The sequence below is a fragment of the Acinetobacter sp. DMC2 genome (genome assembly GCF_056314305.1).
In genome coordinates this window covers 1-20,415 of sequence record NZ_JBQUYP010000013.1, presented here as the reverse complement: position 1 = coordinate 20,415, position 20,415 = coordinate 1, and the positions used below count along the sequence as shown (strand labels likewise).

Sequence of the window (20,415 nt, the reverse complement as noted above, 5' to 3'; positions counted from 1 at the left end):
CATGACACTTTCGACTTCTCTACAAGCTTTAGATCTTGATGACAGCATTCAATTAGAACAAGACGGCAGTATTTTATATCTCTGGTTAAACCGACCGGAGAGCCATAATGCCATGAACTTGAAGATGGTCAATGCCATTCAACAAGTCTTTAATGCTATTCGCGATGACCTTTCAATTCGCGCGGTAATTATCCGTGGTGAAGGTGGAACCTTTTGTGCAGGTGGTGATATTAAAGATATGGCTGCTTTACGCGTTGAAGCAACTCATGTCGGTAGTCTACAACCTTATGCTGACTTTAACCGCCGTTTTGGTGCCATGCTTGAGCAAGTTGAAGCTGCACCGCAAACTGTTGTAGTGATTTTAGAAGGTGCTGTTTTAGGTGGTGGTTTTGGTTTGGCTTGTGTTTCTGATGTTGCCATTAGCCGTGACAATGCTAAGTTTGGTTTACCTGAAACGGGTCTAGGTGTGATTCCTGCGCAAATTGCTCCTTTCGTGGTGAAACGTATTGGTCTGACTCAGGCTCGTCGATTAGCTTTATTAGGCATGCGTTTTGAGGGCCCTATAGCACTTAGTGCCGGAGTGGTTCATCAAATTGCACATAATGAAATCGAACTAGAGCAAGCTCTAGAGGAAACCATTCAACACATTAAACGAGCAGCTCCTCAAGCTTCACGTGTGACTAAAGCACTGTTACATCGAACGCTCAATGAGCCTTTGAGTGATTTACTCAATGATGCAGCTCAGCAGTTTGCCCAAGCGGTTGGTGGAGCTGAAGGACAAGAAGGAACGATGGCTTTTATCCAGAAACGATTACCGAATTGGGCCGATGAATCATAAGAGATAAGGATAAAAAAAATGAAATTTTCAAAAGTACTGATTGCCAATCGTGGTGAAATTGCAGTTCGAGTCATGCAGACTGCTAAGGCAATGGGCTACCAAACTGTCGCAGTTTATTCTGATGCTGACCGTAATGCCCGCCATGTGCAAGAGGCAGATGAAGCTGTTTACATTGGGCCATCTAAAGTATCTGAGTCTTATCTCGCTATTACCAAAATTATTGAAGCTTGCAAAAAAACAGGTGCTGATGCGGTTCACCCTGGTTATGGTTTTTTGTCAGAAAATACTGAATTTGCTCAGGCCTGTATCGAGAACCAGATTACGTTTATTGGGCCTACTGCTTCTGCAATTGAGTTAATGGGTAGTAAACGTCTCTCAAAAATTGCCATGATTGAGGCGGGCGTCCCTTGTGTACCGGGCTATGAAGGTGACCGACAGGATCTCGAATACTTAGCAGGACAAGCCGAACAGGTTGGTTTTCCAATTATGGTCAAAGCTTCTGCGGGTGGTGGTGGTCGTGGAATGCGTTTGGTACAACAATCATCCGAATTGATTGAAGCTTTACAAACTGCGCGTTCAGAAGCTGAAAATGCATTTGGTTCAGGTGAGCTTATTTTAGAAAAAGCAGTCATTGCTCCGCGTCATGTCGAAATTCAGGTTTTTGGTGATACTCATGGCAATTATGTTTATTTGTTTGAGCGTGATTGTTCAATCCAACGCCGCCATCAAAAAGTAGTTGAAGAGGCACCATGTCCAGTGATGACGCCTGAACTACGTCAGCACATGGGGGAAGCTGCTGTAGCAGCAGCGAAAGCATGTGCTTATGTGGGAGCAGGGACAGTTGAGTTTTTGCTTGATGCATCGGGTGCATTTTATTTTTTAGAAATGAATACCCGTTTGCAGGTAGAGCATCCTGTTACTGAACTCATTACAGGTTTAGATTTAGTTGAGTGGCAGTTGCGTGTTGCCAATGGTGAACAGTTGCCATTAAAGCAACAAGAGTTGACCTTACATGGACATGCTATCGAAGTGCGTTTGTATGCAGAAGATCCGCGTCAGGATTTTTTACCACAAACAGGTCGTGTCTTACGTTGGAACCCTGCAACTTTGCCAAATGTGCGAATCGATCATGGCATGTTAGCAACTGATGAAGTCAGTCCATTTTACGATCCGATGGTAGCAAAAGTGATTGCATATGGGAAAACCCGTGAGGATGCGATTCGCTTACTCGCTCGTGCTGTGGATGATTGTGTTTTGCTGGGTGTAAATAGCAATAAACAGTTTTTGGTCAATTTACTGCGTCATCCAATTGTTGTTGCAGGAGATACTAATACTGCGTTCATTCAACGGCATTTTCAAAACGATAGCAGCCTACATAAGCAGGTTCTATCTTTAGAAAATTTAGCGATTGCTGCTGCATTATTTAGTCAAAGTAAAGTCGCTGCGGTGTGGCAAACTGGGCTTGGAGTGCCACTACCATTAAAACTTAAATATGATGATCAGCAAATTCAATTGCAGCTTTCATCTGTAAATAACACGTTTACAGCACAGCTTTGTGATCAAACAGTTTGTATTGAAGTGCTGGAGAGGACGCCAGAGCAATTAGTTTATTTAATTGATGCCGTACGCCGCCGTGTGAAATATGTATTAGATGGCGATCAGCTTTACTTAGATCGAGAGAATGGCAATGTTGCGATACGCAATGTGACTTATGCTGCTCCAGAAATAGCTGATGTGGCTGGTGATGGCAAAATTCGTGCACCGATGGATGGTGCTGTAGTGAATATTTTGGTTGATAAAGGTGATCAAGTTGTGAAAGGCCAAACCTTACTAGTGCTTGAGGCTATGAAAATCCAGCAACAGATTAAATCTGATGTGGATGGGGTAGTTGAAGATGTGTTAGGGCAACAGGGTCAACAAGTAAAAAAACGGCAAATGTTATTTAGTATTCAAACTTAAGTGAAAAATACCGCTCTATTTGAGCGGTATTTATTTTCGGTCAGTAGTTTTGAGTTATTCTCCATCCGCTTCTGCGATCAACTGACTTGCTTTTTTTAGGCTATATAATAGTTGTCCTAAAAGTACCTCTTTATTACTTAGCGTGACCATGACCATCGGGTGATGAGTTGCTGGAATAGCCGTCAGAATAGCCTTACCATTATCTGCATCTAAAGTAATGTTGTTACAGCCAGTGAGCTGAATCTCTTTTAAAAAAGCAGTGACCATTGCCAAAATTGAGCTACTCACCGCCGCTAATTTGGTGGTGTTATGGTAGTTTTTATGACTTACTGTTGCTAATTCAAAACCATCAGAAGAGCAAATCATGACAAAATCTACACCACGCGTATTCATCAAAATATTATGAGCTTCAGTTTTTGCTAGTTGTAGCAATTGTGTAGGCGCGGTGCGTTTTTGAGTTGGGATGCTAAGCATGATCATTCCCCTGAGATGTTAAACCTACTTTGACTTCAAGAGATGCAATTAATGATTCAACCATCATTAAAATTTGTTCCTGCTCGCGTGCATCAATAAAAAACAATGGATATGAAAGTCCATTTGCTTTTATCCAATGACGATATTGTTGAAGTGACGATTCTTTATTCTCATCAACATGAGTAATACCAATTGCAATATTATCATTATAATTTTTAAAGGTTTCTAAGTAGCTTTCTAGCTCTTCAATCGGATTATGACTATTATGATCTAATAATAAAATAACGCCGATTGCACCTTCACAAATGACCGACCATATAAAATCAAAACGGCTTTGTCCTGGGGTGCCATAGAGTCCGATTTTGATTCCATCATCTAAAGTAATTTCACCATAGTCAATGCCTACGGTAGTTTGGGTTTTCTGGTGGCTTTGTACATCAGTATTGAATGCTTCTGTTCCCAAAATTGGAATTTCAGATAGCGATTTAATCGCTTCTGTTTTTCCTGCCCCCATACTACCTGCAAAGACAATTTTATATTGCTGTATAATCATAATTTCCCTTAAAGACCAAAACGCCGTCTAATCTTCCCTATAAAATTTTTAAAAAAATGATTGTCTGTATTTGAATTTTCTAAATAAGAATTTGGCGTGTAAGCACATTTATTCGCAGAAATAAATTTTCCATTATTTGCTATTAAACAAGCGGTAACGAAGCGTAAGACATCATCAATTGACAAGTTAAGCTGGTTCGCTACATCAATAATTTTTGCTCCCTGTATAAAACAAGCAGAAAGTTGTAGGCTCACTTTTCTATATTCTTTTTGGTAGGGCTGTGGCCAGTGGTCAATTTTAAAATAACTATCCTTCGAGGCTAGATTTTCAAAGTTTTTTGAATGCCAAAACAAATTCCATAGCCAGTCCTGCAAATAGTAGTTTTTTTTACGAGACACTTTGGTGAAGTCGGAGGTTTTAGCAAAAGTGAAATCAAAGCTTTGATTGGTCTGAGTTTGTTGGCGTGATGGTTCCAACCAAGCCATCTGAGTCCTGTTATCAATAATGGCGAGAGTGCCTTTATCATCAAAGATGTGTAATTTGGCATTCTCTGAATTGTGTAAATTCCTTATAAACTTATCATCAATGAGTATGGACTCATTTGATAAATCTGAAACTAAGGCAATTTTCTTTTGGTTTAAATAAGATATTAGGTTTATTTGTAGCCAGTCTAATAGAGATTCTACTTTTTCTAGTGGCAAATGAAGGGTGTGTTCATCAAATTGATATTCATTTTGTGACGGAGTTTTAGTAATTTTTAAATAAGGGCATTTTTTCTTTTGAAGAATGTTTTGAATATTATCTGAGTCAAAGAAGTTTTCATTAATTAATAATAGATCAATATGACTGTTAGAAATATTAACCCAATTAATACTATACTCATTAGATATTAACTTTCTGATTAAAGTTTTTAATTCATCTAAAACTTTTAAGCTTAAACCAGATGTAGCAATATTTATGCAATTCCTATCCATAGTATCACATTAAGTTTTATTGAATAATATAATGGTTTTAATATGCTTTTTATAATAAATATAAAAAGCATATCTTAGTTTAATTAGCTAAAGTCTAGCTCTTTTTCAAATGACTTTAACTCATGACGAGCCATGGCTAAATTCGATTTGCTACGGTCAAGGACTAAATAAAGGAATAAATTATTATTACTTTCTAGAGGTCGAATTAAGTGGTAAGCCTTACCTAATGTAATTAAAATATCTTCAATATTGTCATTTAATTTCAAAGCATTGGCAATATTTCGCTTTGCACGAATTACTTCTGTATTTCCGGCAGCAGCTAATTCTAAATCAATTTCCCCACCCCCTTGTGTTGCAAGTGATAATCCACTTTCTGAATCAACAAGTGCAGAAGCAATAAAACCATCAATTTCAGTTAAGCTATCTAAAGAAAGTTTAGCCATGTTTTTATCTCTCAGGATTCTAAAATTATATAAACTACTTTTCTAAAAGTAGCTGAAATTCATTGTATTTCTAAATAATTTGAAGTCAATTCATTAAGTAGAGCGGGAGGTTTCTGTTTTGGGAAAGAAGTGACGTAAAATGTCAGACTAGAAAAAACATTATAAGATTATTTTTACATTATACTTTTAAGACTGCGATGCGGTTTACATTATATATTTTTAAATTTAGTTAAAGTAATTGTAATAGAATGTTAATACAATATTGATTAATAAATTATTTTAATTTTAATCATAAAAAAGGGGTATAAAAACCCCTTTTTTATAATAATGATTAAACTAAATAAGTTGCGTGTAAATACAATACAGATAACCCAAAATTGCTAAAGCAACGACAGGGGCAATAATCTTTGACCATGTAGGTACAGAAATCTCAGCAGCTTGTTCTTCAATATGCGAATCATCATGATGAGGTTGGGCTTGGTGAACCATTTGGTTGAACTCCTTCATTGTTGTATCCAATGATAGCTCTTCTTGTTCCACTGGTTTAGAACCAATTAACTCATTTAGGTGGTTTGTTGACCAAACCCAATCTTCTGCCTGACCTGATAAATGTTCTACTTGGCCTAAGATTAATTCTTTTAAGCCATTATGCCCAAAACCACCTGTTTCATCGAGCTGGTTAAGCTCTGCTAACTGCAAAGTTAAAATTTCAGAAATACTCTGTTCTAGCTCTGAGTTTTTTAAAGCTGACTGATTATGCTTAGATGTTGTTAAATGACGAGCAACTTCTTGAATATAAAGTGGATCTGAAGTTTTGATTTCTTGATAAATCTTATTGTCATCTTGGCGCCATAAACTAATCAGTTTTCCAAGCGTAAGAATATTCACCTCATCAATCAGTTTATTTTTTTCATTAACTGGATATTGATTTAAAAGCTGAGGCTTTTGAATTTTTATCTGCTCAGCAAAATATTGGACTAAATCAAATGCCATGCTTTCTTCCTCTAAATTTAATCTAAAATTCTTAACGTTGGTTTTTTCTTAGTTGATGTTGTTTCAATTGTTTCTTGTACTTCAGACTCTACTGTATTTTCTACAGGCGCTACATTGGCATATTCTTCAGGATCAAAAAATAAACCTTGTCCATTTTCACGTGCATAAATACCTAGAACAGCTTGAATAGGTACATAAATGTCTTTTGAAGCTCCCCCGAAACGAGCAGAAAAAGTAATGGCTTCATTTCCGATAATAAGTTGATGAACAGCATGAGGCACGATATTTAAAACGATTTGTCCATCTTTAACAAATTGCTGTGGAACATCGGTATGTGGCTGTGTCGCATCTACTAATAGATAAGGAGTAAGTTGGTTATCACAAATCCATTCATAGATTGCACGAGCAAGATAAGGACGTGTAGGGGTTAAATCAATAGGTTGCTCAGACATATCACACTATTCCATATTTAATAGTTCATTGTAACGGTTTTTCTCTTGAGCCGTCATTGATTTAGCAAAAGAAGGTCTCTCAAAGATACGTTTACAATACAAAAGTATCGGACGACAATGCTGTTTGGGTAAATCTATTCCCATGCTATTTAATCTTAAAAAGATAGGTGCAAGCATACAGTCCAAAATTGTGAAATTTTCAGACATAAAATAGGGGAAATGCTGAAATAGGGGCGTAAGTGAAATTAAAGTTTCGCGTAATTCTTTTTGAGCTTTTTGCTTCTGTTCGATATTTAAAGAATCAGCATGTTTTAACATGTGATCTGCTAACTTGAACCAGTCATTTTCAAGTCTCCATATATATTGACGCTGCTCTGCACGCATCATTGGAGCATCTGCGTAAAGCTTACTTTGGCGATAACGATCATCTAAATATTCAGCAATAATAGGTGCTGAAAATAATTTAAGATTTTGCTCGACCAACATCGGCAACTGGTTATAAGGATTCAAACTTGCCAAATCTTCGTCTTCATGGTCAGTTATGATCAATTGATATTTGATTTGCTTTTCTGCTAATAGAAAACGAATCCAGTGAGAACGGAAATCATCAGCATGACTGTAAAGGGTAATCCCCTGAATAGAGGTGTTTTCGACCGACATATCACAAGACGACGTGGTTGAGTGAATCGATTAGGATACTAAAAATACTCTAGGAAATCACGGTTCTAAAGAGATAGTTTGTTTATATTTATAAGTTTGCATTTTATTGTTCGATTTTCATAATAAAAAAGCCTTGGAAAAATCCAAGGCTTTTTGTCCAACTCGATAAACGAATTAACGTTTAGAGAATTGAGGACGCTTACGAGCTTTACGTAAACCAAGTTTCTTACGTTCAACTTCACGAGCATCACGAGTAACGAAACCAGCTTGACGAAGAACAGGTTTTAAAGTTTCGTCAGCAGCGATAAGCGCACGTGTAATACCGTGACGGATCGCGCCAGCTTGACCACCGATACCACCACCTTTAACAGTGATGTAAAGGTCAAACTTTTCAGTAACTTCTAAAAGTTCTAAAGGTTGACGAACAACCATACGAGCAGTTTCACGACCGAAATATTGCTCTAAAGTACGGTTGTTAATAACGAGTTTGCCTGTACCAGCAGACAAGAAAACACGTGCAGTTGCGGTCTTACGGCGACCTGTACCATAATTAGTAGCCATGTGCTGTATCCCTTAGATGTCCAAAACTTGTGGCTGTTGAGCAGCATGCGGATGCTCAGTACCAGCGTACACTTTCATTTTTTTGATCATTGCATAACCAAGAGGACCTTTTGGTAACATGCCTTTAACTGCTTTTTCAAGAACAGCTTCAGGCTTGTGAGCAATTAACTTCTCGAAGTTAGTCTCACGGATACCACCAGGGAAACCAGTATGGCGATAATATTTCTTATCAAGCGCTTTTTTACCAGTCACTTGAACTTGTTCAGCATTAATCACAACGATGTAATCGCCAGTGTCAACGTGAGGAGTATAAGAAGTTTTGTGCTTACCGCGTAAACGACGAGCGATTTCAGTCGCAAGGCGACCTAAAGTTTTGCCAGAAGCATCAACAACATACCAGTCATGTTGAACTTCAGCTGGCTTAGCGCTGAGAGTTTTCATTAAACCACTACCTATTATAGTTGGTTTGGACTATGGAATCTGTCCAAACAAAAGGAGCGAGCATTCTAAACGAGTTTGTTCAAAGTCACAAGAAAAATCCAGTTTAAGCCACATAATTTAATCCATAAACCGATGAATGTGGGATATGTTAAAATCAAACAAATTTTAGTTATGTGTCTGGGGTGATTATGCTGCCTTTATATGTCACTTCCGGTGAGCCGGCTGGTATTGGTCCAGATATTTGCTTGAGCTTGGCTCAGCGAGTTGATGAACGTCCTGTTGTTGTTTTGGGGGACCAAAATTTATTAGAACAACGTGCCCAGAAACTAGGGGTAGATATTCAATTTATAGAATATACGGGACAAGCTGAATCATCCTCTTCTGGTGAGCTTTATATAGAGCATGTACCTTTAGAAAAGGCGGTTGTTGATGGCCAATTAAATTCAGCTAATGCGGCTTATGTATTAGAACAATTACGCCGCTCAGCTGATTATGCCATGTTTGGTAAGAGTGTTGGGGTAGCTACGGCACCAGTGCAAAAATCGGTCATTAATGATGCAGGCATTTTGTTTAGTGGTCACACTGAATATTATCAAGAGTTTGCAGGGGTAGAGCGTGTTGTCATGATGCTTGCAACCAAGACTCTGCGTGTAGCCTTGGCGACTACACATTTGCCTTTAAGGGATGTTGCCGATGCAATTACCAAAGAGCGTTTACATCAAGTCATCGATATTTTAATACATGATTTAAAAACTAAATTTAAGATCGTTGATCCGCGCATATTAGTGTGTGGCTTAAATCCTCATGCGGGGGAAGAGGGCTATTTGGGCCGTGAAGAGATTGATACCATTAATCCGGTACTCGAAACTTATCGAGCGCAAGGAATTAAAATGAGCCTAAGCTTGCCTGCGGATACCTTATTTACCCCAGAGCATCTTAAAAATGCTGATGCTGTACTCGCTATGTACCATGATCAAGGTTTACCTGTGTTAAAATCACAAGGGTTTGGTGAGGCCATCAATATTACATTGGGTTTGCCATTCATTCGAACCTCGGTCGATCATGGCACGGCATTGTCTTTGGCTGGGACTGGTTTGGCAAAAAGCTCAAGTTTAAATGTCGCTGTCGATTTAGCGTTATCTTTGGCAGCGAGCTAAATTTTTCATGTTGGAAATGTTATATGTATCAAATTAATGCCCTAAACCCGAAAGATGAAGGGCATAAAGCTCGTAAACGTTTTGGTCAAAACTTCTTACATGATCAGCGAGTTATTGCCAAAATCGTGCGCTCGGTGAATCCGCGGGCGGGTGAAAATGTTGTTGAAATTGGACCTGGTTTGGCTGCTTTAACTTCTCCTTTAATTGGAGAGTGTGATGCATTAACAGTGGTTGAGCTAGATCGTGATTTAGCAGCAGGCTTGCCAGAACGCGTTCCACACCCTGAACGTTTAACTATTATCGAAGCTGATGCATTAAAATATGATTTTAATGAACTGGTAAAAGATGGTCGACCATTACGTGTAGTTGGTAATTTACCTTATAACATTTCAACTCCATTACTTTTCCATCTCTTGGAATTTGGCAGTAAAGTTAAAGACATGCACTTTATGCTTCAAAAAGAGGTGGTTGAACGCATTACCGCAGAACCAAACACAAAAGAATATGGACGCTTGTCGGTAATGATTCAGTATTATTGCCAACCTACATTTTTATTTGAAGTACCAGCTGGCGCATTTAACCCACCGCCTAAAGTAACGAGTGCTGTTTTCCGTCTTGTTCCATATGAAAAAAAACCAATTATTGCAAAAGATGAAAAAGCTTTAGCTCGTTTGGTTGCTCATGTATTTACCCAACGTCGTAAGACCCTAAGAAATAGTCTAAAAGGTATGATTGCTGAAGATGGCTTTGAAAAAGCAGGCGTTGATCCAATGGCTCGTCCAGAAACGTTAACACTTGCTCAATTTGTTGCTTTAGCCGATCAAATGGTGGCATAAATGACTAAACGTTTTAATTATGTGATTGGCGATGTACAAGGGTGTTTTGAAGCTCTGAAGGCCTTACTTAAAGAAATACGTTTTGATCCAGACCAAGATTTTTTATGGTTTGCGGGTGATTTGGTCGCTCGTGGCGAAAATTCAGTAGGCGCTTTACGTTTTGTTAAAAAACTTGCTGATCGGGGAGCTGCTGCAACTGTACTCGGAAATCATGATCTGACTTTAATTGCTGGTGCGCGTGGTTTAAAAGAGATTAAAGAAAAAGATCGCACGCAGGATGTTATTGATGCAATTGATGGTGATGAGTTAATCGACTGGTTGCGTAAACAACCTTTATGTTTATTCCCGAATGAGCACACAATTCTTACTCATGCAGGTATACCTTGTATTTGGGATGTAGAAAAAACTGCAACGCTTGCAAAAGAGGTTGAGGCAGTACTCTCACATCAAGATTTATCTGTATTGGACGCTTTTTTGGCAGAAATGTATGGTTCAAAACCAGATTTGTGGGAAGACGACTTAACGGGTTCAGCTCGTTTACGTTGTATTACTAATTATTTGACCCGCATGCGTTTAACCAACGAAGAAGGGGCTTTAGAGTTCAGTTTTAAAGATGCTCTAGATGCGCCAATGCCAGAAGGCTATTTACCTTGGTTTGAATTTCCAAGCAAAGCGGCACAAACTCATCAAATTATTTTTGGTCATTGGGCTGCGCTCGAGGGCAGAACGATTAATAATCAGATTCAGAATATTGATGGTGGCTGTGTCTGGGGCAGAAAATTAATGGCTTATCGCCTTGAAGACAAAGAAATCTTTGCTGTTGAAAATCCAGTGATGTAATAAAAAAGCCGCATAAGCGGCTTTTTTATTTTTTTATTCTACGCGTAACCAAATTTGGTTACGGCCTAATGCTGAAACGCCAAGATATCCACGCATATGAAGACGTTTACCAGTTGCACTGAGTTTTGCTTTAAGCCCGTAAACTTTACCAGTATTAGGATCTAAAATTTTCCCACCTGTATAATTAAGATCATCTGTTTGTTTTAAGCCGGTTGCAATATCCAATCCTATAATTGGTTTATTAGTATACGGCGAAGGGCAGTTATCACAAATCTCTTTAGGGGTATAACCTGGGCGTGGTGTAACTTTGATAATCTTTCCGGCATATGTCCCATTTGCTTCTTTTCGTATTTCTACCTGTGCTTTGGGAGCACCAGTTTTATCATCAATTGTTTGCCAAAGACCTGTAATGTCTGCTGCAAACGTAGCAGTGTTGATCCCCAGTAAGAGCAGAGCTCCAATAAAAATTTTCCCCATGATTAAAAATCCTTTTAACATTGAAAGGTCATCTTATTTCGAATTGATATACCGTTCAATGTTTATTTAATAGGCTTCTTAATTATGGCGTTCCAAGTGACAACATTAATGTAGGCAGCCAAATTGCAGTAAATACGCCGTTTAAAGCCATACCAAATGCAGCGTAGCGACCTGCAACAGGTCCGCGTTGCCACGCTTGAGCTGTTCCTATGGCATGTGCAGCTAAACCTAAGGCTAATCCAGATGCTCTTTCATCATGAATATGCTTAAGTAAAAATGGTGAAAAAGCTGCTCCAATAACGCCAGATAAAATAACAATAAGCGTTACCAGCGTTTCAGGAGCATGCAATAACGTTGCGATATTTAAGGCGATCGGGGTGGTCACCGCGCGGGTTGCAAATGCAAGAATGGTAGGTTCCGACATATGTAACAAGTAAGCGAGGCCCATAGGCAAAGCAACAGCGCTAATACTTGCAAAAAGTAAAATTCCAATGACTGATTTAATTGGAAGATCATCGTAACGCATTGCAGCTAAAGGAATGGCTAAGGCTACTGTGACATAACCTAATAGATGACCAAATAAGTCATTTACATAGAGACGATATTGTTCATAAGGAACTTGTAAAACTGAAAGCAATGCAATGACAATGAACATGCCGAAAACTAAAAGTGGAACTTGCGGAAAGCGTCGATTTAAAGGTTTTGCACATAGATAACCAATAAGTGTGATCAAAAAACCGTAGAAAATCGTAAACATTTTATTCTCCTTATAACCAACGTTTTGCCATTTTTGCATAGACCCACAAAGGTATAAGGGTGCTGACCACTAAAACAAAAAGGAATAGTGGAATTTCTTTCCCCATATGCACCAACATAATTAAAGAGCCAGCACAAACAGGTAAAAAAGCAAAACCACTTTCTTTCATGATTTTATTATTCGTATCAACTATTCGAAGAGGGATTTTTTTGAACTTTCTCCAAATAATCAAAACAGTGAGTAAGCTGATTAACCCGACCAGATTACCTAATTCTGGATGACCAAAAGCACGCATGACGATGACAGAGCCTTCACGAAAACCAATAATGAGTAGTAAAGTTGCTACCCATGCTGTCCAGTCTATACTTTTGATCTTATCCATATTTTTTATCTCTAAAAGTTTACTTATCGAGTTTTAACTGATCTCGCCTTTGATTTCAAACTCTTCCAATGGCCGTTTAAATTGATTAGCGCGTTCTCCCAAGATTTCTTCTAAGGGCAGTTTTGCTTGGCGAATAAGCTTTTCTAGCTTATGTGGTGCAATACGTACATCAATATGTAATAAGCCTGCATCATCGTAGTGTTCAGACTCAATTACATTTAAGGCATAAAGCTGTGTGCGAAATTTGCCATAAGCAGGTTTAAGAATCAGAGAAAACTTTTGAATTTGCCCCATTAAACATTCTTGTACTGCTTTTTGAAGTAACTCTAGACCAAGGCCTGCGTGAGCAGAAACATAAACTCGATCTGGTACATGTGGTTCGGCATAAACAATTTTGGCTTCTTCACCACTCAGGTCAATTTTGTTGTATACCCGAAGTACTGGAGCATCTGCACCAATCTCTTTTAATACGCCTTCAACTGCTTCAATTTGATCAAGCATGTCATGACTATTACTATCAATGACATGTAGTAAAAGCGTGGCTTCTAGGGTTTCTTCAAGTGTTGCTTTGAATGATTCAATTAAATCATGCTGTAAGTTTCGTACAAAACCTACCGTATCTGCTAACACGACAGTACCAATACCATCCCATTCCAAACGGCGTAATGTCGGGTCGAGTGTTGCAAATAGTTGGTCGGCTGCGTAGACATCACTTTTCGCTAAAATATTAAATAAAGTTGATTTCCCCGCATTGGTATAGCCTACTAACGATACAGTTGGAATAGCTGCCTTTTGTCTTGCAGCACGTCCTTGTATACGGGTTTGATGTACCTTTTCTAATTTATCTTTTAATTGAGCAATACGTACACGAATGAGACGACGATCTGTTTCTAGTTGCGTTTCACCGGGACCACGTAGGCCAATACCACCTTTTTGTTGCTCAAAGTCGGCTGACCAACCACGAATAAGACGAGTAGATAAATGTTTAAGCTGTGCAAGTTCGACTTGTAATTTACCTTCATGCGTACGGGCACGCAGGGCAAAAATATCTAAAATTAATCCTGTACGATCAATGACTCGGCATTTTAATATTCTTTCTAAATTTCGTTCTTGAGCGGGTGACAAAGCATGGTCAAAAATCACCAGACTTGCTTCTAGTTCCTGAACTTGCTCTGCAATTTCTTCGACTTTTCCTGAACCAATAAAAAATTTAGGATTAGGTTTATTTCGCTGAACCTTAATATGTTCAAGGATATGTGCACCAGCAGACTGTGCAAGTAGAGCAAACTCTTCGGCATCCAGATCATCTAATAATTGTACTGAAACACTCACTAAAATTGTGCGTTCACCGCCTTGATGCCGATCAACATATTCCACGTGGTTGTAAATCCTGAAAATGGGAAAACTTTATTCTAGATGAAACTTATGCAAAAGGGGAAAGCGTTTGTTCTTATCCTTTAGATTAGTTAAATGTTGTTAGAGGTGTCTGAATTTATTTTTTTCCCGTTCTCTATCATCAATGCAAGTTTATTCTGAAACGTATAGAATGCTCGAGATGGGTATAACAATGATTGATCGTTAGTGAAATTTTATGGCTCAAACGCAAAGTATAGTTAATTCAACGTTAAAGAAATTATCAAAAATAGGTTTGTACGGAAAAAAAGTCACTTCGGCTACCGCTGCAATTAGTGAAGGTTTTTATTTAGTTTATCGACATGGCCTTTATAAAGATCCTAATAATCCGGTCAATACACGCTATGTTCAATATTTTTGCCGCCGTTTATGTCAGGTTTTCAACTTAGATGTAGAAGTACACGGAACAATTCCTAGAGAACCTGCTTTATGGGTAAGTAATCATATTTCTTGGCTCGATGTTGCTGTTTTAGGTTCTGGAGCTCGTGTTTTCTTTCTTGCTAAAGCTGAAATTGAAAATTGGCCCATTTTAGGCAATCTAGCTAAAGGTGGTGGAACTTTATTTATTAAGCGTGGATCTGGTGATTCCGTTAAAATTCGTGAGCAAATTACCGAATTTTTAAAACAAAATATTCCCGTACTGTTTTTTCCTGAAGCGACCACTACAGATGGACATTCCGTTAAGAAAGTACATGGTCGTTTGCTCGGTGCTGCTATTGAGGCTCAACGCCCAGTACAGGTCTGTTTAATTTGTTATGTAAACCGTCATGGACAATTAGATACAGTTGCGCCATTCATTGGCGACATGACATTTGCTGAACATATTCAACGCGTACTTGAAATGCCGAAAGTAACTGCTCATCTATTAACTTTGCCTCCAATTTCAGTGGAAGGGCATGATGTGAAGAGTTTAACACGTGAAGTTCAAGAAAAAATGGTAGAAGGCTTGGCTCAACTACATCAGAAAGTACTTAAGCCAAAAAATTAATTACATAAAGCCTTCAAGTGGCAGCCATGAAAGAAATTTCATGCCTGCTTTTTGCCACCATTTCATCTCGGGTTCTTGTTTATAAATTAAAGGGCCATTGGGAGTTTCTTGCTGCCAATAAATATGATTGTTAGCGTCGAGCTTTAGCTTATAAGCATATTTATTTAAATTTTCGTCCATCGTATGGTGAATTGTCTTAGCCAATGAAGGGCTATCTAAAATTACGCCAATTTCAGTATTTAAATAAGCTGAGCGTGGATCAAAATTAAATGAACCAATAAAAACCTGTTCATCTAATGCCATCAGTTTAGTATGTAAGCTTGAGCGGCTTAATCCTTTCATGTTTACTTTTGCTTTAGTGGCAAGCTCATCTGTATTTTTATTTAAATCTCTTTTATCTGGTGTTGGTAAAAATTCATAAAGTTGTACGCCGTTTTTAAGCAGTTCTTTACGGTATTTCCCATAAAATGCATGTACAACGGCAACATCATTTGCTTTAAACGAGTTAGTTAGAACGCGTACTTCCACACCTTCTTTAGCAAGCGTGCTTAAAATTTTAGCACCTTGTTTTTCAGGAATAAAATAAGCTGAAATTAAATCTACGTTGCTTTCTGGTTTTTCCAGATGGTTAATTAACTGGAAATTTAAATGTTCTTCTTTTTTGGCTTTCGATTTAATTTTATCAGGCGAGTCTTTTACGACTTCTGCTTTAACCCAGTCGAATTGAATATTGTGATTTAACCATTTATCAAATGCATGTGATTTTGCAGTTAAATTTAGAAAGTTTTGGACAGTTGCTTGTTGGTAATGAGCTTCGAGTTGCTCTTTTAATCCTTCATAGCGTAAACGGTGCTGCTCTGGACTTACAATACTTTGAACTGAATAGGCGTATTCATGATTCCAGTAGTCATCAAAAGAATTCACAATGTCATCAACAGCAGCACCGACCAACATCACATCGACATCAGAAAATTGATAGCTATCGCTTACATTATAATATTGATTGGTCATGTTACGTCCGCCAATAAGAGCAACCTCATTGTCGGCAATAAAACTTTTATTGTGCATGCGACGATTGATACGTTTTAAATCAAGCACCATATCCATCGCACGATATTTGCGGAAACGGTAGGGGTTAAAAAGCTTAACTTCAATATTTTTATGCTGAGAAAGGGCGAGTAAGATCCCTTCCATTTTTTTTGCATTATTGTCATCAATAAGAAGTCGGACTTTTACTCCGCGATCAGCTGCTCGAATAATGGCATGTAAAGCTAAAGCTCCAACTTTGTCATTATCCCAAATGTAATATTGTAAATCTAAAGTCTTTTCAGCTTTATCAATTAATCTTAGGCGGGCTGCTAGAGCCTCCAATGGATCATTTAAGACGTGGTAACCCGTTAGCTTTGGATTTTGCTGACGTAAAGGAGTAATAATTTGGGCAAGTGAAGTCTCTGATGTATCGATATCATTTGCATATTCTAATGGTTCAACACCATGTTTTGGCAGAGTACTACATCCTGTCAAACCCACAGCAAAACTAGAACATAGGACTATAGAGGCTTTTATCAAAAAGCTTCTAGCTTGTTGATTCGTTTGAAGCTGTTTGGAATGAGAGGATTGTGCCATAATCAGTACATACGATAACGTGAGCTAGAGTATAATTCGTGCATATTGAAAGATAAATATTGAATTTGATTACTAGCAATCAATAGAAGATAAGTCGAGAGTCGTAATGTGGAATCCAAATTCAATTATTTTTTGTTTTTACTTTATTTTTTCAATACTTGCTCTATGGGGAATTTCTGAGGCTTGGATTCATCAATCTCGGACCGAGACGATTCATCCATTTAAAGCTTTTGTGCATTTACTCGCATTTTATCTCTCTTATCTACTTATTCCTCTCTGGTTTTTTAATTTATATGCTGCTTGGATTGGTTACTACTCAATTCATCAAGGTATTTTTATCTTTTTCTTAAGTGGTGTTTTAATTTATGCCCGATTTATTGAGCCTCATCTAGTCCGTGTCGATACTCATCAATATCGCTTAAATCCAGATCGTAGTTTTAATAAGCCAGTCAAAGTAGCCCTAATTGCAGATTTACATATTGGTTTATTTTCAGGGCATGAACGTCAGCTCAAAACTATAGTTAGAAAATTAAATGAACAGCAACCGGATTTAGTGGTTGTAGCTGGTGACTGGACATATGAACCAGAAGATAGACTGATTGAAGAGTTAAGTGTTTTAAAAGAAATTCAGGCACCTGTTTACTCTGTTCCTGGAAATCATGATGAGCAATATCCTGGCCCACCGATTCAACAATTATTAAAAGATGCTCTGTTTTATAATGAAGTGGTCGATATCGAAGGAAAGATCGTTGATTTTGAAGAGTTCCGTCTGATTGGTATTGGTGATCTTTGGGCTGGAAAAACCGATATGCGTTCCATACCAGATTTACCCCAAGACAAACCTTGGTTAATTTTATCTCATAATCCAGATACGGTCGATATGGTGCCTAAATTACCGAATCGTCCTTTAATGTTGTCAGGACATACACATGGAGGGCAGGTGGAGCTTCCATGGTTAACTAACTATATTATGAAGAAAGTATCAATTTTAGGTCACAAACGTGGATTTTACTCTCACGAACATGCAGATGTCTTCGTTACCGTTGGCACAGGAATGGTCGGAATTCCTTTACGTTTTAGAGTGCCACCGACCATTGATATTATTGAGTTAGTTTAAAATAAAAAAAGCCAATCACAGAGGATTGGCTTTTTTATGAAATAAACTTACTTATGGAATAACAACAATGGCAACGCGTCTGTTAATCGCACGATTTTCATTAGTTGTATTTGGAACATAAGGTTGTGTTGAACCACGACCAATCACATAGATATTTTCTTTTTTAAATCCACGAGCTAAGAAAAGGTTTGCTACACTTTGTGCACGCTCTTCAGATAGCTTTTGATTATAAGCAGCATCGCCAACATCATCAGTATGACCTACAATTTTCAATTTATTTAGGTCATATTTATTCAATTGATTTGCTAGACGTACTAACTCAGCTTCATGACTTTGTTTTAACTCTGCATTATTAAAGTCAAATAACAAACGTTCTGGTAAACCTAAAGTCCATCCTTCATCAGTAAGAACGAAACCTTCTTTTTTGAGCAATTTTACCTGACGATATTTTAATGGGCCAAAACTCAGGCACCCTGCAAGAGTAATGCATAATAATGCAATAAAGGAGAGTTTTAGAGATCTTGTATTCATAGATTAGCCTAAATTTAATTTTCAGGTTTATAGATAAACCAGTGTTCATCCGAAGTTTTAGCCTTATACATTGCTTGGTCTGCTTGCATAATGAAATCTTCGGGGCTAGATGCAAATTGTGATAAAGCAATACCTACACTAAAACTGAAGTAAATGGTTTGACCATTCAGATGCAAAGGTTCTTTACAGCTTTCGAGTAAATTTTCAGCAATAGATATTAAATGATCAGCATGACTAATGGAATGCAAAATGACAGCAAATTCGTCGCCACCTAAACGCGCGATAAAATCTTGGTGGCGTAAACGGGTTTGCAGACGATTCGCCATTTCTTTTAAAACTTCATCTCCAGCTAAATGGCCAAACTGATCATTAATTGCTTTGAAGTTATTGTTATCTATAAATAATAACGCAGACTTGTTATCAAAACCCTTATCTTCAAACATGTCTAAGAGAATCTGATAAAAATAATGTCTATTAGGCAATAAGGTGAGTTGATCATGGTGAGCTTGAAAGGATAATTTACGATTTTCCTTTTGTAGCTGGTTATCCCATATCTGAATTTCTTCAAGTAACTCATTAAAAACGGTATTTAAATCTTGAAATTCTTTAATTCGATTATAAGGAAAGCGAAGATTATAAGCTTTTTGTTCACTTACAATTTGAGCAATATTAGTAAGTGGGTAAATAGCTTGCATAATTTGACGATAAGTTAAGTTTACTGACCACCATAAAGCGCAAACAATAAACAACATCGCAATTGCAAGCCCTACCATAATCATTTTGAGGAATTGCAATATTTTTTCGGAACTACCAAAAAGCGTGAGTTCACCTACATTTTGCTCGTGATGATAAATTGTAAGATGAACGGGTTCATTCAGAAACCAATGATCAAACCAGCCCTCTAAAATTGAAGTCTGACTTGATAATTTAAAACTTTGCGCAATTAAATGATGCTCTGAATCATAAATATGAATAGTACGAATTGAATGGTCATTCGTATATTCATTCAAAATTTGCTCAATCGTAATTTTGTCATTAAATACAACTGCAGGCTGAATACGCTCTAGTAGCGTATGGCTAAGCAATTGCAAATTTTGTTTGGCGTAAGTTTCCATTGTAAAAACAGAAATCGACACGAACGTAAAAGAGCAGATAAAGAAAGTAATTGCAAAGATAGTAAATTGAGATTTTCTAAATAATGCATGCAATGAAGTGGACTGATACAACTTTGATATCATAATCCTTACTCCGCATTCTTAGCCAAGAGCAATACTCTCGGATCAATATGAACTTTGGAGTGACTTAAAGCATCTAAGTTAACTTTAAAGGTAGTGTAATTATTTTGATTATATAAACAAAAGATACTTCCAATTTCGCACTCTGGATTATTAATGCTTAAAGAAAGTAAAGAACGGTAAGGATAGTTCTGAATAAGGCTTTGTTGTTGTTGGGGCGAAGTCGTAGAAAAATAAACAGCCTGACAATGTGACCGAGCAAAATCTTTCGCGTTTACAGTTTGAACACGATAATTATAAGACATTTGCTGGATATAAGATTGGAACGTAGATGTAATAGAGGGATTATCAATAATGCAAAGAGTAGGAGTATTTACATTCTCCCACTTACTGTAGCTCAGAATAGATAAAGTAAGCACATAAAAGTTATGTTTTGAATTGGCATAACACGGCCCACTCGTAGCAAACAATACAAGTATGCAAACAAATACTTTTTTAGCGAACTGCCACATGGTGAGTTAATGCCAAACTATTGCACGAATAATCTATTCTACATGAAGTTGATAAAGTAAAAAAAGTTTAATATCTCATCTAAAGTTGACTAAAAAGGCTAAAAAACGCTCACACGATAATATTAAATTAAAAAAGGGGTTGCCAAAGGTTTTTAATGGTCTATAATGCACATCCATCGGCGGTGATGCAGATAAG

The 20,415-nt window shown here is 37.6% G+C and carries 24 protein-coding genes; 7 read left to right on the top strand and 17 right to left on the bottom strand.

Translation table 11 applies throughout. The annotated features are described in order from the left end of the window. Position 1: 1 nt before the first annotated feature. Entirely contained in the window at positions 2 to 838 is an 837-nt protein-coding gene (locus tag ACT53H_RS18835) for an enoyl-CoA hydratase/isomerase family protein (protein ID WP_476009865.1), read from the top strand. 18 nt (positions 839 to 856) lie between these two features. Further along, positions 857 to 2,797 (top strand): acetyl/propionyl/methylcrotonyl-CoA carboxylase subunit alpha, encoded by a 1,941-nt coding sequence (locus ACT53H_RS18830; protein WP_476009864.1) that lies wholly within the window; start codon positions 857 to 859, stop codon positions 2,795 to 2,797. 54 nt (positions 2,798 to 2,851) lie between these two features. Here ACT53H_RS18830 and ACT53H_RS18825 read toward each other — a convergent pair whose 3' ends face one another. The 9 genes from ACT53H_RS18825 to rplM form a co-directional block, all read right to left on the bottom strand. After that, on the bottom strand, positions 2,852 to 3,271 hold the full coding sequence (locus ACT53H_RS18825; RefSeq protein ID WP_004796294.1) for a roadblock/LC7 domain-containing protein: 420 nt from the start codon (positions 3,269 to 3,271) through the stop codon (positions 2,852 to 2,854). Then, the gene (locus ACT53H_RS18820) at positions 3,264 to 3,824 is read right to left on the bottom strand and encodes a GTP-binding protein (protein WP_476009863.1); all 561 of its coding nucleotides are present in this window, start codon (positions 3,822 to 3,824) and stop codon (positions 3,264 to 3,266) included. Before ACT53H_RS18820 ends, ACT53H_RS18825 begins: the two co-directional genes overlap by 8 nt. Before the next feature lie 8 nt (positions 3,825 to 3,832). Next, positions 3,833 to 4,798: a hypothetical protein gene (locus ACT53H_RS18815; RefSeq protein ID WP_476009862.1), complete on the bottom strand. Its 966-nt coding sequence runs from the start codon at positions 4,796 to 4,798 to the stop codon at positions 3,833 to 3,835. A gap of 83 nt (positions 4,799 to 4,881) precedes the next feature. Beyond that, complete coding sequence (locus tag ACT53H_RS18810) at positions 4,882 to 5,241, bottom strand: roadblock/LC7 domain-containing protein (protein ID WP_003656109.1); 360 nt, start codon at positions 5,239 to 5,241, stop codon at positions 4,882 to 4,884. A gap of 336 nt (positions 5,242 to 5,577) precedes the next feature. Beyond that, positions 5,578 to 6,234 (bottom strand): hypothetical protein, encoded by a 657-nt coding sequence (locus ACT53H_RS18805; RefSeq protein WP_476009861.1) that lies wholly within the window; start codon positions 6,232 to 6,234, stop codon positions 5,578 to 5,580. 17 nt (positions 6,235 to 6,251) lie between these two features. Then, the gene (locus ACT53H_RS18800) at positions 6,252 to 6,686 is read right to left on the bottom strand and encodes a ClpXP protease specificity-enhancing factor (protein ID WP_151964716.1); all 435 of its coding nucleotides are present in this window, start codon (positions 6,684 to 6,686) and stop codon (positions 6,252 to 6,254) included. Between the two features lie 6 nt (positions 6,687 to 6,692). Further along, positions 6,693 to 7,346, bottom strand: coding sequence for a glutathione S-transferase N-terminal domain-containing protein (locus ACT53H_RS18795; RefSeq protein ID WP_005299902.1), 654 nt, complete (start codon positions 7,344 to 7,346; stop codon positions 6,693 to 6,695). A 174-nt stretch (positions 7,347 to 7,520) separates the two neighbouring features. Continuing rightward, a complete protein-coding gene (gene rpsI, locus ACT53H_RS18790) occupies positions 7,521 to 7,907 on the bottom strand; it encodes a 30S ribosomal protein S9 (RefSeq protein ID WP_002048725.1) in 387 nt (128 codons plus the stop codon). A gap of 12 nt (positions 7,908 to 7,919) precedes the next feature. Further along, the gene (rplM, locus tag ACT53H_RS18785) at positions 7,920 to 8,348 is read right to left on the bottom strand and encodes a 50S ribosomal protein L13 (protein WP_003656097.1); all 429 of its coding nucleotides are present in this window, start codon (positions 8,346 to 8,348) and stop codon (positions 7,920 to 7,922) included. A gap of 173 nt (positions 8,349 to 8,521) precedes the next feature. Here rplM and pdxA point away from each other — a divergent pair, with 173 nt between their 5' ends. From pdxA to ACT53H_RS18770, 3 genes are read left to right on the top strand one after another with little or no spacing between them, the layout of a single operon-like run. Next, positions 8,522 to 9,505 (top strand): 4-hydroxythreonine-4-phosphate dehydrogenase PdxA, encoded by a 984-nt coding sequence (gene pdxA, locus ACT53H_RS18780; RefSeq protein WP_476009860.1) that lies wholly within the window; start codon positions 8,522 to 8,524, stop codon positions 9,503 to 9,505. A 23-nt stretch (positions 9,506 to 9,528) separates the two neighbouring features. Continuing rightward, positions 9,529 to 10,341, top strand: a complete 813-nt coding sequence (rsmA, locus tag ACT53H_RS18775) for a 16S rRNA (adenine(1518)-N(6)/adenine(1519)-N(6))-dimethyltransferase RsmA (RefSeq protein WP_476009859.1) — start codon at positions 9,529 to 9,531, stop codon at positions 10,339 to 10,341. After that, a complete protein-coding gene (locus tag ACT53H_RS18770; RefSeq protein ID WP_476009858.1) occupies positions 10,342 to 11,181 on the top strand; it encodes a symmetrical bis(5'-nucleosyl)-tetraphosphatase in 840 nt (279 codons plus the stop codon). A gap of 33 nt (positions 11,182 to 11,214) precedes the next feature. Here ACT53H_RS18770 and ACT53H_RS18765 read toward each other — a convergent pair whose 3' ends face one another. The 4 genes from ACT53H_RS18765 to hflX all read right to left on the bottom strand — a co-directional run bounded on the left by ACT53H_RS18765 (position 11,215) and on the right by hflX (position 14,174). Further along, complete coding sequence (locus ACT53H_RS18765; protein ID WP_004796314.1) at positions 11,215 to 11,658, bottom strand: DUF2147 domain-containing protein; 444 nt, start codon at positions 11,656 to 11,658, stop codon at positions 11,215 to 11,217. 82 nt (positions 11,659 to 11,740) lie between these two features. Then, positions 11,741 to 12,415, bottom strand: coding sequence for an LrgB family protein (locus ACT53H_RS18760; RefSeq protein ID WP_009388694.1), 675 nt, complete (start codon positions 12,413 to 12,415; stop codon positions 11,741 to 11,743). 10 nt (positions 12,416 to 12,425) lie between these two features. After that, positions 12,426 to 12,797, bottom strand: a complete 372-nt coding sequence (locus ACT53H_RS18755; RefSeq protein WP_005299915.1) for a hypothetical protein — start codon at positions 12,795 to 12,797, stop codon at positions 12,426 to 12,428. 33 nt (positions 12,798 to 12,830) lie between these two features. After that, complete coding sequence (hflX, locus tag ACT53H_RS18750) at positions 12,831 to 14,174, bottom strand: ribosome rescue GTPase HflX (RefSeq protein ID WP_476009857.1); 1,344 nt, start codon at positions 14,172 to 14,174, stop codon at positions 12,831 to 12,833. 214 nt (positions 14,175 to 14,388) lie between these two features. Between hflX and ACT53H_RS18745 the strand changes: the two genes are divergently transcribed. Continuing rightward, complete coding sequence (locus ACT53H_RS18745; protein ID WP_049838421.1) at positions 14,389 to 15,198, top strand: lysophospholipid acyltransferase family protein; 810 nt, start codon at positions 14,389 to 14,391, stop codon at positions 15,196 to 15,198. On the opposite strand, the gene ACT53H_RS18740 is transcribed toward ACT53H_RS18745, so the two are convergent. Further along, a complete protein-coding gene (locus tag ACT53H_RS18740; protein WP_004796322.1) occupies positions 15,199 to 16,824 on the bottom strand; it encodes a phospholipase D family protein in 1,626 nt (541 codons plus the stop codon). It lies immediately after the preceding gene. Between the two features lie 106 nt (positions 16,825 to 16,930). On the opposite strand from ACT53H_RS18740, the gene ACT53H_RS18735 reads away from it, so the two are divergent. Next, complete coding sequence (locus tag ACT53H_RS18735; RefSeq protein ID WP_476009856.1) at positions 16,931 to 17,941, top strand: metallophosphoesterase; 1,011 nt, start codon at positions 16,931 to 16,933, stop codon at positions 17,939 to 17,941. A gap of 51 nt (positions 17,942 to 17,992) precedes the next feature. Here the strand turns inward: ACT53H_RS18735 and yfiB are convergent, their stop codons facing one another. Genes yfiB through yfiR form a run of 3 tightly spaced genes read right to left on the bottom strand, consistent with a single transcriptional unit; the run spans position 17,993 to position 20,219 of the window. After that, positions 17,993 to 18,472 (bottom strand): outer membrane lipoprotein YfiB, encoded by a 480-nt coding sequence (yfiB, locus tag ACT53H_RS18730; RefSeq protein WP_004796325.1) that lies wholly within the window; start codon positions 18,470 to 18,472, stop codon positions 17,993 to 17,995. A 14-nt stretch (positions 18,473 to 18,486) separates the two neighbouring features. Continuing rightward, the gene (gene dgcN, locus ACT53H_RS18725; RefSeq protein ID WP_004796327.1) at positions 18,487 to 19,710 is read right to left on the bottom strand and encodes a diguanylate cyclase DgcN/YfiN; all 1,224 of its coding nucleotides are present in this window, start codon (positions 19,708 to 19,710) and stop codon (positions 18,487 to 18,489) included. A gap of 5 nt (positions 19,711 to 19,715) precedes the next feature. Beyond that, positions 19,716 to 20,219 carry a regulatory sequestration protein YfiR gene (yfiR, locus tag ACT53H_RS18720; RefSeq protein WP_476009855.1) on the bottom strand — a complete coding sequence of 168 codons (504 nt, stop codon included), beginning with the start codon at positions 20,217 to 20,219 and terminating at the stop codon, positions 19,716 to 19,718. Positions 20,220 to 20,415: the final 196 nt, after the last annotated feature.